Origin of the sequence: Pseudomonas sp. Eqa60 (assembly GCF_018326405.1) — a bacterium.
Lineage (GTDB): Bacteria > Pseudomonadota > Gammaproteobacteria > Pseudomonadales > Pseudomonadaceae > Aquipseudomonas > Aquipseudomonas protegens.
Genome location: NZ_AP024342.1, coordinates 4,104,418 through 4,117,148, shown reverse-complemented (window position 1 = coordinate 4,117,148; position 12,731 = coordinate 4,104,418). Strand labels below are relative to the sequence as shown.

At 65.3% G+C, this 12,731-nt stretch carries 12 protein-coding genes; 11 read left to right on the top strand and 1 reads right to left on the bottom strand.

Features of this window, described 5'->3' with window-relative positions; translation table 11 throughout:
- Window positions 1–133 precede the first annotated feature (133 nt).
- Entirely contained in the window at window positions 134–775 is a 642-nt protein-coding gene (locus KI242_RS18635; protein WP_011061833.1) for a TetR/AcrR family transcriptional regulator, read from the bottom strand.
- 126 nt (window positions 776–901) lie between these two features.
- Here KI242_RS18635 and KI242_RS18630 point away from each other — a divergent pair, with 126 nt between their 5' ends.
- The 11 genes from KI242_RS18630 to KI242_RS18580 all read left to right on the top strand — a co-directional run bounded on the left by KI242_RS18630 (window position 902) and on the right by KI242_RS18580 (window position 12,711).
- A complete protein-coding gene (locus KI242_RS18630) occupies window positions 902–2,938 on the top strand; it encodes an NADH:flavin oxidoreductase (RefSeq protein WP_011061832.1) in 2,037 nt (678 codons plus the stop codon).
- A 133-nt stretch (window positions 2,939–3,071) separates the two neighbouring features.
- Window positions 3,072–4,379 (top strand): Xaa-Pro peptidase family protein, encoded by a 1,308-nt coding sequence (locus KI242_RS18625; RefSeq protein WP_015636004.1) that lies wholly within the window; start codon window positions 3,072–3,074, stop codon window positions 4,377–4,379.
- A 57-nt stretch (window positions 4,380–4,436) separates the two neighbouring features.
- On the top strand, window positions 4,437–5,246 hold the full coding sequence (locus tag KI242_RS18620) for an amino acid ABC transporter ATP-binding protein (RefSeq protein WP_011061830.1): 810 nt from the start codon (window positions 4,437–4,439) through the stop codon (window positions 5,244–5,246).
- On the top strand, window positions 5,246–5,887 hold the full coding sequence (locus KI242_RS18615; protein ID WP_011061829.1) for an amino acid ABC transporter permease: 642 nt from the start codon (window positions 5,246–5,248) through the stop codon (window positions 5,885–5,887). The genes KI242_RS18620 and KI242_RS18615 overlap by 1 nt, the downstream gene beginning before the upstream one ends.
- Window positions 5,884–6,546 carry an amino acid ABC transporter permease gene (locus KI242_RS18610; RefSeq protein WP_015636003.1) on the top strand — a complete coding sequence of 221 codons (663 nt, stop codon included), beginning with the start codon at window positions 5,884–5,886 and terminating at the stop codon, window positions 6,544–6,546. The genes KI242_RS18615 and KI242_RS18610 overlap by 4 nt, the downstream gene beginning before the upstream one ends.
- A 60-nt stretch (window positions 6,547–6,606) precedes the next feature.
- Window positions 6,607–7,458 (top strand): transporter substrate-binding domain-containing protein, encoded by an 852-nt coding sequence (locus tag KI242_RS18605; protein ID WP_015636002.1) that lies wholly within the window; start codon window positions 6,607–6,609, stop codon window positions 7,456–7,458.
- 58 nt (window positions 7,459–7,516) lie between these two features.
- Complete coding sequence (locus KI242_RS18600; protein WP_015636001.1) at window positions 7,517–8,521, top strand: Ldh family oxidoreductase; 1,005 nt, start codon at window positions 7,517–7,519, stop codon at window positions 8,519–8,521.
- A gap of 233 nt (window positions 8,522–8,754) precedes the next feature.
- Window positions 8,755–9,816, top strand: a complete 1,062-nt coding sequence (locus tag KI242_RS18595; RefSeq protein WP_041752324.1) for a glycosyltransferase family 2 protein — start codon at window positions 8,755–8,757, stop codon at window positions 9,814–9,816.
- 53 nt (window positions 9,817–9,869) lie between these two features.
- Window positions 9,870–10,892, top strand: a complete 1,023-nt coding sequence (locus KI242_RS18590) for a hypothetical protein (RefSeq protein ID WP_212805424.1) — start codon at window positions 9,870–9,872, stop codon at window positions 10,890–10,892.
- Window positions 10,889–11,623, top strand: a complete 735-nt coding sequence (locus KI242_RS18585; protein ID WP_212805423.1) for a hypothetical protein — start codon at window positions 10,889–10,891, stop codon at window positions 11,621–11,623. The genes KI242_RS18590 and KI242_RS18585 overlap by 4 nt, the downstream gene beginning before the upstream one ends.
- A complete protein-coding gene (locus KI242_RS18580) occupies window positions 11,620–12,711 on the top strand; it encodes a hypothetical protein (protein ID WP_212805422.1) in 1,092 nt (363 codons plus the stop codon). Before KI242_RS18585 ends, KI242_RS18580 begins: the two co-directional genes overlap by 4 nt.
- The last annotated feature ends 20 nt before the right edge of the window (window positions 12,712–12,731 follow it).

Sequence of the window (12,731 nt, the reverse complement as noted above, 5' to 3'; positions counted from 1 at the left end):
GTGGTTTTTTACACGGGGTTGGTGGGCGTTATCGGGATGCCTGGTCGAGATTGTTCAGCCCCCGGCCGAACCGGCCCAGGCTGAACGAGGTATTGAGCAACGCCGGCGGGCCAAGCGGCGGCCCGCCTCAGTTCTAAAGCTCGGCCGCTGAAAAACCGTTGCGCTGGAAGAACCGGTCCAGCTCCCGGGGCAGGGGCTCCACGCCGGTGAAGATCTTCAAGTACTCGGGGATGTAGCGCATGCGCTGCGCCATCGGTTCCTGGGTGTTCATGCTGATGTAGCCGATCTGGGTCAGGTAGATCGAGCGCGCGCGGGTGACGGCGGCGTCATGGGCGAAACCGAAACGGTCGAACATCTGTGCCAGGGCCTGCACCCGCTGTGCATCGGCCTGGCGGATCTCGTGCGCCACTTCGGGGGATTGCAGGGCCCAGCTGCGCATGGCGAACTCGAACTGTGAATCGAACAATTCGCTGTTCAGCCAGCAGTCGAAGACGTTGAGAATCGCCTCGGTGATGGATTCGGCATAGGCCTCGGACTGTGACACCAGGCTCAAGGTGTTCTTGTTCTTCCACAGATTAACCAGGGCTTCGAGCAGGGCTTCGCGGTCCTGGAAATACCAGTAGAAACTGGTGCGCGACAGGTTGAGTTTCTTCGCCAGCGGCATCACCCGCACCGCATCCACTCCCGATTCCTTGAGGCTCTCATAGGCCGCGTTGAGCCAGCTTTCCAGAGAGCCGCGGCCGGCAGCTTCCACATTGTTGCTGGTTGCTTTCATGGGGCATTTTTTCCTTGTCCGTTTAACCTTGACGGGGCGAATGTACACCACTGTCAGCGTCATTGACACTGGTGTACATTGAGGTCTATCGTCTGCCTTGCCTGATGACCAGTATGCGAGACCGATATGAATAACGATCCGCTTCTTCAGCCCTATCGCCTCAAGCACCTGACACTTCGCAACCGCATTATCACCACCTCCCACGAGCCGGCGTACCCCGAAGAGGGCATGCCGAAGAAATTGTACCGGGCCTACCACGTCGAGCGCGCCAAGGCCGGCGTGGCCATGACCATGACTGCAGGCTCGGCGGCGATCTCCCGCGATAGCCCACCGGTGTTCAACAACATCCTGGCGTACAAGGACGAAGTGGTCGGCTGGATGAAGGACCTCACCGACGAATGCCACGAGCATGGCGCGGCGGTGATGATCCAGCTCACCCACCTGGGGCGCCGCACCCGCTGGGACAAGGGCGATTGGCTGCCGGTGGTGTCGCCTTCGCACAATCAGGAGCCGGCACACCGAGCCTTTCCCAAGAAGCTGGAAATCTGGGATATCGAACGCATCATCCGCGATTACGCCGACGCCGCCGAACGCATGCAGGCCGCCGGCCTGGATGGTATCGAACTGCAGGCCTACGGCCACCTGATGGACCAGTTCTGGTCGCCATTGACCAACGAGCTGGAGGGCGCCTACGGCGGTTCATTGCACAACCGCCTGCGGTTTACCTTCGAGGTGCTGAGTGCGATTCGCCAGCGGGTGGGCCCGGAGTTTATCGTCGGCATCCGCTACACCGGCGATGAGGTGCTGGCCGGCGGCCTTGAGAAAGAGGAGGGGCTGCACATCTCGCAGCTGTTGAAAGACAGCGGCATGGTCGATTTTCTCAACGTGATTCGCGGCAATATCGCCACCGATGCCGGGTTGACCGACATCATCCCGATCCAGGGCATGCGCAATGCACCGCACCTGGACTTTGCCGGGGAGATTCGTGCCCTGACCGGTTTCCCCACCTTCCATGCGGCGAAGATCCCCGATGTCGCCACCGCCCGCCACGCGATTGCCTCGGGCCTGGTGGACATGGTGGGCATGACCCGTGCGCACATGACCGACCCGCACATCGTGCGCAAGATCATCGAGAACCGAGAAGATGAAATCCGCCCCTGTGTCGGCGCCAATTATTGCCTGGACCGGATCTACAACGCCGGCGCCGCCTACTGCATTCACAATGCCGCCACTGGCCGCGAAACCAGCATGCCCCACGAGGTGCCCAAGGCCGCGCACCCGCGCAAGGTCCTGATCATCGGCGCCGGCCCCGGTGGCCTGGAGGCGGCGCGGGTCGCCGGTGAGCGCGGGCATGAAGTGCTGGTGCTGGAAGTGGCCGACCAGCCCGGCGGACAGGTGCGCCTGACCGCGCAGTCCGAGCGGCGCAAGGAGATGATCAGCATCATCGATTGGCGCATGGCGCAGTGCGAGCGCCTGGGGGTGAAGTTTCGTTTCAACACCTGGGCCGATGCGGCGATGGTCCTCGATGAAAACCCCGACGTGGTGATCGTCGCCACCGGCGGCTTGCCCCATACCGAAGTCCTGCACAGCGGCAACCAGTGGCTGGTGTCGAGCTGGGACATCATCTCCGGCGACGTGAAGCCTGGGCGCAATGTGCTGGTGTACGACGATGCCGGCGATCACGCAGGTTTGCAGGCTGCCGAGTTCATCGCCCGCAGCGGCGCCAGGACCGAGATCATGACCCCCGACCGCTCGTTCGCGCCGGAGGTGATGGGCATGAACCTGGTGCCTTACATGCGCTCGCTGCAGCAGTTGGACACCACCTTTACCGTCACTTACCGGCTCAAGGCCGTGGAGCGCCAGGGCGAGCAGTTGCTGGCGACCATCGGCACCGACTACAGCGACCTGGAGAAAACCCGACTGGTGGACCAGATCGTGGTCAACCACGGCACCCGGCCCCTGGACGAGCTGTATTTCGAGCTGCAGCCCATGGCCACCAACGAAGGCGCCGTGGAGTACAAGGACCTGATTGCCGGCACCGCGCAAAACCTGGTGACCAACCCTCAGGGGCGTTTCCAGTTGTTCCGGATCGGCGATGCAGTGTCATCGCGCAATACCCACGCGGCCATTTACGACGCACTGCGCCTGGTCAAGGACCTCTAGCCACTGCTTGCGCCCTGTTTTGCACAATAAGAAAGACAGCCGTCATCCGTTTCCCTAGCGTCAAGTCACTGCCCCGAACGTTGGTCTGACTGGTTTTGATAAACCTCAAACTCTTCCCAGCGGAGGTTGTTGCATGCACACGGATACCGATTTCACCGAGCTGCTCAATGTCGTTCCCCCAAGCCCCCTGCACTATCGCAGTGATGTCAGCGTCACCGGCCATGCCCTGGCCCCGGTGGACCACGGCCTGCTGGCGGCCTATGCCGCGATCGACCGGCCGGCGCTGCGCCAGTACCGCCTGGAGCGCATTCGCCAGCAACTGCGCAAGCAGGATTACGCCGGCGTGCTGCTGGCCGACCCGATCAATATCCGCTACGCCACCGATACCAATAACCTCGGCCTGTGGGTGATGCATTCCCCTAGCCGTTACGTATTCGTGGCCACCGATGGCCCGGTGGTGCTGTTCGAGTTCGACAGCAGCCGGCACAACAGTGAGCACATCGAGACCATCGATGAAATTCGCCCGGCGATCCCCTGGCTGTATTTCCTGGCCGGCCCACGGGTCGAGGAGAAGGCCGAACGCTGGGCCCTGGAGGTGGCCGACCTGCTGACCCGGCATGGCGCCGGCAATCGTCGCCTGGCAGTGGACCGCTGCGACCCCTGGGGTGCGGAAAAGCTCAAGGCCAGGGGCATCCAGCTGTTCGATGCCCAGCCGCTGATGGAGCAGGCGCGGCTGATCAAGTCGGTGCAGGAGATTGCCAGCCACCGGGTGTCGATGGATGTGTGCGACCTGGCGATTGCCCGCATGCGCGCCAGCCTGGTGCCGGGCATCACCGAAAACCAGCTGTGGAGCATCATGCACGGGACCAACGTGGCCCAGGGCGGGGAGTGGGCCGAGAGCCGCCTGCTGAACTCCGGGCCGCGCACCAACCCCTGGTTCCAGGACGCTTCGGACAAGCTCATCGCGGCCGGGGAGATGGTCTGTTTCGACACCGACATGGTGGGCCCGGGCGGTTATCTCTCGGACATCTCCCGCAGCTTCATCTGCCCCGGCAAGGCGCCGACGGCGGCCCAGCGCGACCTGCTGGACATCGCCTCGCAGCAAATCAGTTTCAATCTCGACCTGCTGCGCCCGGGGCTGTCGTTTCGCGAGTTCGCCGAGGGCTGCTGGCCGGTGCCCAGGCAGTTCGAGCACAACCGCTACATGATGATGCTGCACGGTGTGGGCCTGGTCGATGAGTACCCCAGCGTGGCCTACGCGGTGGACTTTGCCGAGTGGGGCTATGACGGCCACTTCGAGGAAAACATGGTGCTCTCGGTGGAGAGCTACATCGGCGAGCGGGGCGGCCATGAAGGCGTGAAGCTCGAAGAGCAGGTGCTGATTACCGCTGCTGGAGCGGTCAAGCTTTCCCGTACCCCGTTAGTCGACTGCGATCGATAGCAGTGGTTGTTGCCTGATTCTTGCAGGCACGGCGTCTACCCTGTCCGGAGAAAAACAATGAGCAGCATGACCGTGATCGAAAACGCCAGCCCCCTGGCGCCGCCCCCGGTACCCAGCGCCGAACCTTTCCTGCGACTGGAGGCGATCCATAAGCAATTCGGGCCTTACCCCGTATTGCACGACGTGTGTTTCGAGATGGCCAAGGGTGAGGTGGTGGCGATCATCGGCCCCAGCGGCTCGGGTAAAAGCACCTTGCTGCGTTGCATCAACCAACTGGAGCCCGCGACCCGGGGGAGGGTCAGCATGGGCGGGGTGGCTATCGAAGCCGGGCGCCCGCTGCCCCGGAGCGAGCTGCTCAATCTGCGCCGGCGCATCGGCATGGTGTTCCAGTCGTTCAACCTGTTTCCGCACCTTACGGTGCTGCGCAACGTCAGCCTGGCGCAGGTCCGCACCCTCGGCCGCAGCGCCGAGGAAGCTGACGCCCGCTCTTTGCAGTTGCTGGACCGGGTGGGGCTCGCGGACAAGGCCAACGCCTATCCGGCGCGCTGCTCCGGCGGCCAGCAGCAACGCATCGCCATCGCCCGGGCCCTGGCGCTGGATCCGGAGCTGATGCTGTTCGATGAGCCGACCTCGGCCCTGGACCCCGAGCTGGGCCTGGAAGTGCTGGCGGTGATGAAGGAGCTGGCGCGCGAGGGCATGTCGATGCTGGTGGTGACCCACGAGATGCACTTTGCCGAGACGGTGTCCGACCGGGTGGTGGTGATGGCCGAAGGGCGGATCATCGAGCAGGGGCCCAGCGCCCAGGTTATGCGCGAGCCGCAGCACGCGCGGGTGGCGCAGTTTCTCCAGGCCGTGAGGAATCGCTGATGGCGGATATTCTGCTGGTCCTGTTGCGCGGCGTGCCCTGGACCCTGAGCGTGACCCTGGGCGCTTTCTGCATCGGCGTGGTGCTGGGCTTTCCACTCTGTGCCCTGCGTTTGTCGAACCTGAAGCTGTGTCGCTGGCTGGCGGCGATCCTGGTGCTGACCCTGCGTTCGATACCGCCCATCGTCTGGCTGTTCTTCATCTTCTTCGGCATCGGAGGCGGCTACATCGCCTTGTCGCCGTTCGCTGCCGCGGTGCTGGGCCTGGGGCTGATCACCGCGGCGCATATGTCGGAGGTGTATCGCGGTGCCTTTGCGGCGATCCCCCAGGGGCAGTACGAGGCGGCGCAGGTGCTCAATCTGTCGGCGCCCCAGCGCTTTTTCGATGTGATGCTGCCGCAACTGGTGCGCATCGCCATTCCCACCTCGGCCACCTATGCCATTGGCTTGCTCAAGGACTCAGCCGTGGCCTCGACCATCGGTGTCGGTGACGTCAGCTTCCAGGCGTACCAGATGTCCCAGCAAACCTTTCAAGGGCTGGAGGTGTACAGCGTGGCGGCGCTGGTCTACCTGATTCTCAGCGTACCGGTGGCGCTGTTCTCGCGCTGGCTGTCGGCCACCCTGAAGCAGAGGATTGCCCGATGAACGAGATCCTGACGATGTGGCTGGCCTGGTTTCCCGAGCTGTGGAAGGGCTTTGTGCTGTCAATTCAGGTCACCGCTGCCAGCCTGGCACTGGGGGTGGTCCTTGGGTTGTTGCTGGCGCTGGGTGTGTCGGCGCCCCGCCGGGCAGTGCGCTACCCCTCGTTGCTGATTGTCGAGCTGGGGCGTGGCGCGCCGGCGTTGATCCTGTTGCAGTACTTCTATTTCGGCCTGCCTTCGGCGGGCCTGACCCTGAGTTCTTTTTGGGCGGCAGCCCTGGCGCTGGCCTACTGCACTGCGGCCTACACCAGCGAGATCATTCGTGGCGGCATCGAGGCGGTGGCCCAGGGGCAGAACGAGGCGGCCGAGGTGATCGGCCTGAACCGCTTCGATGCACTGCGTTTCATCATCTTGCCCCAGGCGTTGCGGGTGGCTCTGCCGTCGTTGCTGGGGTTCTCGATCATGATGTTCCAGGCCGCGTCGTTGTGTTTCACCATCGCGCTCCCGGAGATCGTCAGCCGCGCCTCGGCCATCGGTTCATCCACCTTCGAGTACATGCCGGTGCTGACCCTGGCCGGCCTGATGTATGCCGCTGTGTGTGCGCCCGCGACCCTGGGTGTGGCGGCGCTGGAGAAAAAACTGGCCCCCAGCCAGCACGCATGACCTGCTCGAGCCGTCTTTCGGCTGCCATTCTCTTAATGCAACCCATGCACAGGTGAAGCCATGATCCGTTCATTCAAACGCATTGTTCGTTGGGCGTTCCTTTGTTCCTCCCTGGCGGGAGGTTCGGTGCTGCTCGGTGCCCCCCAGGCTCTGGCCGACTGCAAGCCGGCCCACTCGTTTGAAACCCTGACTCCGGGGGTGTTGAGCGTCGCGGCCTGGGTCTTCCCACCGTACTCGATTCCCGGGCCGGGCAACCAGTTGAGCGGGGTCGATGGTGAAATCATCAAGCGCATCGCTGCCAGGGAGTGCCTGGATATCAAGCTGACAGTGGTGGACCCGGCGGCGGTGGTCCAGTCGGTGATCGCACGGCGGGCCGACGTCGGCATCGGCGACTGGTACCGTACCGCCGAGCGCAGCAAGGTCCTGGGTCTGACCGCGCCGCTGTACCTGGACGTGATGGGGATCATTTCCAGCGAGGGCTATTCGAAAATTTCCGAGCTCGAAGGCCAGCGCATCGGCACGGTGCAGGGCTACCTGTGGGTCGACGACTTGAAAAAGGCCTTTGGCGACAATCTGGTGCTCTACCCCAACCCGGTGGCCATGGCCCAGGACCTGGCGGCCAAGCGGATTGCGCTGGGCATCGACAGCTTTGCGGTGGGTGTGGCTTCGCAGCAGAAGGGTGCCTACCGGGGCATGAGCATCAAGGTCTCGGAGCCCGACCCGCGGGTTAAGGCTACCCTGGAGCCGGGGCAGACCAGTTTTCCCCACACCAAGGCCAATACGGCGCTGAGTGAGGCGCTCAATGAAAACATCCAGGCCTTGCATGCTTCTGGCGAAATTGCCGAGATACTCGGCTCGTTCGGCCTGGATAAACAAGCCGCCAACGTGGGGGCGCCACGCCTGGTGGAATGACCCGCAGCCCCGGGCCCGGTGGTCAGGGCGGTTGTGCAGCAGCGTCAGGGAGCAATCGATGCAAGAGAGTGCAGCGTTCAAGTGTCTGTCGCTGGCAGAGGCCAGGGATCTTGCCCGGCGCTGCTGCCTGCAGGCGGGCAGCAGCCAGGAAGTGGCCCAGGCTCTGGCCGAGGCCACGGTATCGGCCCAGGGTCATGGCCTGGCCAGTGTGGGTTTCGAGCATCTGGCCGATTACCTGCACGGGTTTGCCAGCGGGCGCATAGCGGGCTTGTCCAAGCCACTGATCACCCAGGTAGCCCCGGCGATGATCCGTTGCGATGCGCGCGCGGGCATTGCGCAACTGGGGTTCGATCAGGCCTTTGGCGCTGTGTGTGACAGCGCCCGGCAGTTGGGAATCAGCCTGTTTGCCCTGCACAACGGGTTTACCTGTGGCGAGCTGGGCTACTACACCCGGCGCCTGGCCGCCGAAGGCCTGGTGGCATTGGCGTTTTGCAACGGCCCGGCGCTGTTGACCGTGGCCGGCCAGCGCCAGCCGATCTATTCCACCAACCCCCTGGCCTTCGCCGCTCCCTGCGGCGACGGGCGCCTGCTGCTGATCGACCAGGCCAGCAGCGCCACGGCCTTCGTCAACCTCCTCAAGGCGGCCGAGGCCGGGGAGGCGATCCCCGAAGGCTGGGCAGTGGATGCCCAGGGCGCAGCCACCCTGAGTGCCCGGGAGGCCATGCACGGTGCCTTGCTGGCGTTCGGCGGCAGTCGCGGGGCCAACATCGCCTTGCTGGTCGAAGTGCTCGCCGGCGGTGTCGCCGGGGGCAACTGGTCGCTGGATGCGCCCGATTTTCGAAGCGGCGCACAATCGCCGGGTTCGGGCCTGCTGGTGATCGCCATCGCCCCGCACCTGCTCGACGAGCAGTTCGAGGCTCGACTGGCGCGGCAGATGCAGCGCCTGGCCACCCTGGGGGTTCACCCTCCGGGGCAGGCCAAGCAGCAGGCCTGGGCCCGGGCGCAAATAGAAGGAATCAGCTTGCCCATGGCGCTGTATCAGCAGCTGGCGGCGCGCTTCTAGGGGGGGAGCGAGTTCTGCCGTCAGAGCCTCAATCGTTGCAGCGATGCCAGACAGCGGCTTACCTGGCGGATGACATGGGTGGCCAGAAGCGATTGCGCGGGGCATCACAGCCGACGCAGCCGGTGTTTGAATAATCCTCGGAATAATGCTGTGATTGCGCCCGTCACGCCCCCGGGCGGCCCTGCTTTTTTCAGAGACACTGCGAAATGGATAGCCAAGAAACGACAATCAGGATGTCGCAGTTGCCTCCCGGCGATGACCTGTTCACGCGCCTGCAAGGGATTGCTGCCCAGACCGCACTGGTGTTGGAAACCAACAATCTGCGCGGCGGCAAGAATGCAGGCGAAGCCTTGAGCAGCCTCCAGCGATTGATTGCCCGGCTGGCCCTGCAAAGTCTGGCGCCCCAGGCTTTTGCCCAGTGGATCATCACCCATGACGGCCTCGACCTTGAGGCGCGCCAGGCGCTGTGCACCCTGGCCGGCTGTGCGCTGGAGTTCATCGAGATCGATGCCGGCACCGGTTACTACGATGCCAAGAATGTCGGTTTCGATGGCGTCGACCAGGCGCGCTGCCAGTACGTGGTATTCGCCGATGCCGACTGCCTGCCCGATGCCCATTGGCTGGAAGAGTTGCTGCTGCCCTTTGTGCAACCCGAGGCGCCCGTGGCGGTGGCCGGGCGCACCAGCTACGCGCCGAGCGTCGCCGGCAGCGCACTGACCGCCATCGACTTCATGTATTTCCCCAGCCCCTTGCGCCACGGCGCCACGCGTAACTTCTACGCCAACAACGTGGCTTTTCGCTGTGCCACCTTCGAGAAGTATCGCTACGAGCCCCTGGATGGCATCTATCGCGCCCATTGCCAGGTCATGGGCCTGCGCCTGCAAGCGGCGGGGGTGGCGGTGGCCTATGCGCCGGCGGCACACACCGAGCACCGGCTGCCCGACAGCCAGGGCGAGGTGTTCAAGCTGCGCTGGCTCAGGGGCGGCGACAGCGTCGGCCTGACCCCGTACCTGGTGCGCGCCTACCTGCCGGGCTGGCTGCAATGGCTCGGGCGCAGTGGGCCGCTGGGGCCTTTGTGCGTGATGGTCGGGCGCCTGGGCTACAGCCTGCGGGCCCTCAACCACCAGGACCTGCCGCCCCTGCACGGAGCCCGGCGCCTGGGGGCCATGGCCATGGTCACTGCCATCTCGTTGCTCGACACTGCCGGCGCCGTGGTGCGTGGCTGCGGGCTGTCCATCGGCCGCTCCAGTGCCCGGCACAGTGAAGCGTTGTCCTACCACCGCAACCTGGATTGATCCGCGTCGCGCCGTATCGTCGCACGCCGTTCGCGTGCCCAGAGGAAGTCCCCATGCAGAACCCTTCTCTTGCCTCATTCGGCCGTTCCCTGGCGTGCCTGGCCTTGCTGGCACTCGGTGGCCAGACCCAGGCCGCTCCCAGCGAGTTCGCCGGTCGCGGGGTGTACCACTTCGCTTCGGACAGTGGCTGCGCCACGTTCGCCTCCAGCAACCTCGACTGCAACCGCATCGCCCTGGACGTGAGTGATGCGCGGGTCAGTGTCGACCGGCAAACCCATGCCATCGTCATCGACGCCGACAGCAACCACGACAGCAAGACCGTGATCGGCGACATTCTGCTGCACGGCAGCGGCATCGCCAGCGACGGCCAGCGTGTGCCCCTGAGCCTGCAGGTGCTGCTGCGCCGTTCGGGCAAGGTGTGGAAATCCGATACCTATGTGCACGCACCGGTGCGTGGCAAGTTCCGTGACATCAGCCTCGATCCCTATCAGATCAGCGTCCGTGAAGGCACCCGTGAGCGCGTGCTGTTCAGCCCCGAACAGGCGCGCAACGTATTGGCCCAGCCGTCGATCGCGGCGCGCCTGGCCAGTTATTTCGTGGTGGTGCGCCCCAGCGATGCGCAGCACCCGACAGCGGGCGACATCACCATCGGCCTGGGCGTCGGCCGAGTGTCGAAGTCGCTGATGCGTGCCAGCTTCAGTGCCAGGCAGCCGGGCAGCGAAACGCTGGAGCAGGTGCTGCAGCAGGGCACCTGGAACCTCGACCTGCAGGCCCTGAGCGGGCAGATCCCGCTGTGGGTGGTACAGCGCCAGCTGTTTGTCTTTGCGCTGGAGGACAGCCCGTTGCTCAGGGAGGTGCGTCAGCGGGGCTTGAACAAGGGCGACAGCCTGGAGCTGGGTGCGGTCAACGGCCAGGGTTACCTGCGCTACAACGGCCAGGAGGAGAGCTTTCCCGGCGCTGCGGCCAGCGGCATGGCCTTCATGCGTGACAGCTTTATCGGCCTGATCCTGGCCTGGCAGCGCCATTCGCACGGGGCCAGGACGGCCACCGCCAGCGCCGCGCAGCCCGTGCAATGAATGCGGGGCAAGCGGTTGCCGGCGAGGCCAACTTCGACTGCCTGAGCATGCCCCGGCCCCAGGGCCTGGGGGCGCTGCAGGCGCGGCTGGTGGACCGCATCAAACGCGCCGCCTTGTTGCGCCTGCACCGCAGCCCGCGAGGCGAACGCCTGCTGTTGCGCATGTACCTGGCCGGTGAAGACGCCACCGAGCGTGCGTTGCTCGATGAGTTGTTGCCGCAGTCGCCACCCTGGCTCGAACGGCAGGTAGCACAGCACCTGGCCGATGAGCAGCGCCACGTGACCCTGTTTGCCGAGGCCCTGCGCGAGCGGGGCGACGACGCTCAAGCCCGCCTGGAGCCGGACTGGCTGAGCCGGCGCAAGATCCAGCGCTGGCAGCGCCTGGCCCGTCGTTATGCGGGGCATTTCGAACAGGGCCTGCTGGTGCCAGCCTATGCCACCGGGCTGTGTGCCGAGCAGATGGCCGAGCGGGTATTGACCCGCCATTGTGCGGTGCTGGATGCCGGGCATGGCTTGTATCCGCTGCTGGCGCGGGTGCTGGCCGACGAGAAAGCCCACGTGCGCCTGTGCCAGAACACCTTGCGGCGCATCGTGGCGCCCCATGAGGCGGGCCATCTGGCGCGCCTGCTCAAGGACATTCGCCGCGTCGATGCGAGCTTTGGCGTGACCGGTGCCCTGGCGATGTATGGTGCCGGCTGGCTGCTCGGTGGTCGGGGCCGAGTGGGGCGATGAGTGCACGGATTCTTTACCTGGCGACCGCCGATGCCCGCGGGCACCTGATGCGCGCCCAACTGCTGGTACATGCCTTGCGTGCGGCCGGGGCCGAGGTCGAGGTGCTGACCACCTCGCAGCAGGGGCAGGACTTCCTGCAGCGCTTCGGCATTGCGGCGCAGATTCTCTCGCTGCATTACGCGGTGCAGTTCGACAGCCAGCAGAACATGCTGCGCCAGGCCACCAACCGCAATGTCGCCCACTACCTGTTCCGCCCCGGGCGCATGCTGCGGGACATCCTCCAACTGCGGCGCCGGCTGCGCGGCGTGGACCTGGTGATCAACGATTCCTTCCACCCGGCGCTGCTCTACATGGGCATGCTCCCGGGCTGGCGGCGCCAGGTGGTGCACGTGTACGGGGCCAGCCTCAAGGTGGCGCTGCTGAACAACTTTGCCGGCATGTGGCCGCGCCAGTTCGGGCGCCTGTTCGGCTGGATTGTCGGGCGCCAGATCGATACGGCGCGGGCGCGCATCGAGCACGATTTCGCCTATGAAGTCGACGATACCCAGGCCCCGGCACTGTATCGCCTGCCGACCCCGGTGGCCCTGGCCGAAGCCTTGCCGGAACAGGCCGCCGTGGGCGCCGCGGTGTACCTCAACCCGCATTTTCGTGAGCCCGACCTGGCCGATGCCTTGAGCCGTGGCCTGGAAGATGCGGGCCTGGACGCTCACCGCGTGGGCGAGGGTTATGCCGGGCGCAGCGGCTGGCTGCAGGTCGATCCGCTCTGGGCCAGCCGCGCTGCCCGGGCGCAACTCCTGGTCTCGGCACCGGGCATGGCGGCGCTGTCCATCGCCCGGGTCTACCAGCGGCCGATCATCCTGGTGGTGAGCGACCAGCCGGAACAGACCAGCAACGCCGCCCGGGCCCGGCAATTGCAGTTGCTGCACCGGGTGGTGACCTGGCGCGGCGACCCTGCCGATTTTCGCCGTCAGGTGGCCGAGGCGGCGCGGCAGTTGAGCGCGGCGGCGCCAGCGCCCGACGTGATCTCGGGCAACCAGCGGGCCCAGGCACGGATCGATGCCTGGGCCGGCCGCTTGCTCGGCTTGTGAGGGCGCGGCCGTGAGTCGTC

Excerpts from the sequence above, each read along its gene's own strand:
- KI242_RS18635 (WP_011061833.1), bottom strand. The coding sequence starts at position 775 with ATGAAAGCAACCAGCAACAATGTGGAAGCTGCCGGCCGCGGCTCTCTG.
- KI242_RS18630 (WP_011061832.1), top strand. The coding sequence starts at position 902 with ATGAATAACGATCCGCTTCTTCAGCCCTATCGCCTCAAGCACCTGACA.
- KI242_RS18625 (WP_015636004.1), top strand. The coding sequence starts at position 3,072 with ATGCACACGGATACCGATTTCACCGAGCTGCTCAATGTCGTTCCCCCA.
- KI242_RS18620 (WP_011061830.1), top strand. The coding sequence starts at position 4,437 with ATGAGCAGCATGACCGTGATCGAAAACGCCAGCCCCCTGGCGCCGCCC.
- KI242_RS18615 (WP_011061829.1), top strand. The coding sequence starts at position 5,246 with ATGGCGGATATTCTGCTGGTCCTGTTGCGCGGCGTGCCCTGGACCCTG.
- KI242_RS18610 (WP_015636003.1), top strand. The coding sequence starts at position 5,884 with ATGAACGAGATCCTGACGATGTGGCTGGCCTGGTTTCCCGAGCTGTGG.
- KI242_RS18605 (WP_015636002.1), top strand. The coding sequence starts at position 6,607 with ATGATCCGTTCATTCAAACGCATTGTTCGTTGGGCGTTCCTTTGTTCC.
- KI242_RS18600 (WP_015636001.1), top strand. The coding sequence starts at position 7,517 with ATGCAAGAGAGTGCAGCGTTCAAGTGTCTGTCGCTGGCAGAGGCCAGG.
- KI242_RS18595 (WP_041752324.1), top strand. The coding sequence starts at position 8,755 with ATGTCGCAGTTGCCTCCCGGCGATGACCTGTTCACGCGCCTGCAAGGG.
- KI242_RS18590 (WP_212805424.1), top strand. The coding sequence starts at position 9,870 with ATGCAGAACCCTTCTCTTGCCTCATTCGGCCGTTCCCTGGCGTGCCTG.
- KI242_RS18585 (WP_212805423.1), top strand. The coding sequence starts at position 10,889 with ATGAATGCGGGGCAAGCGGTTGCCGGCGAGGCCAACTTCGACTGCCTG.
- KI242_RS18580 (WP_212805422.1), top strand. The coding sequence starts at position 11,620 with ATGAGTGCACGGATTCTTTACCTGGCGACCGCCGATGCCCGCGGGCAC.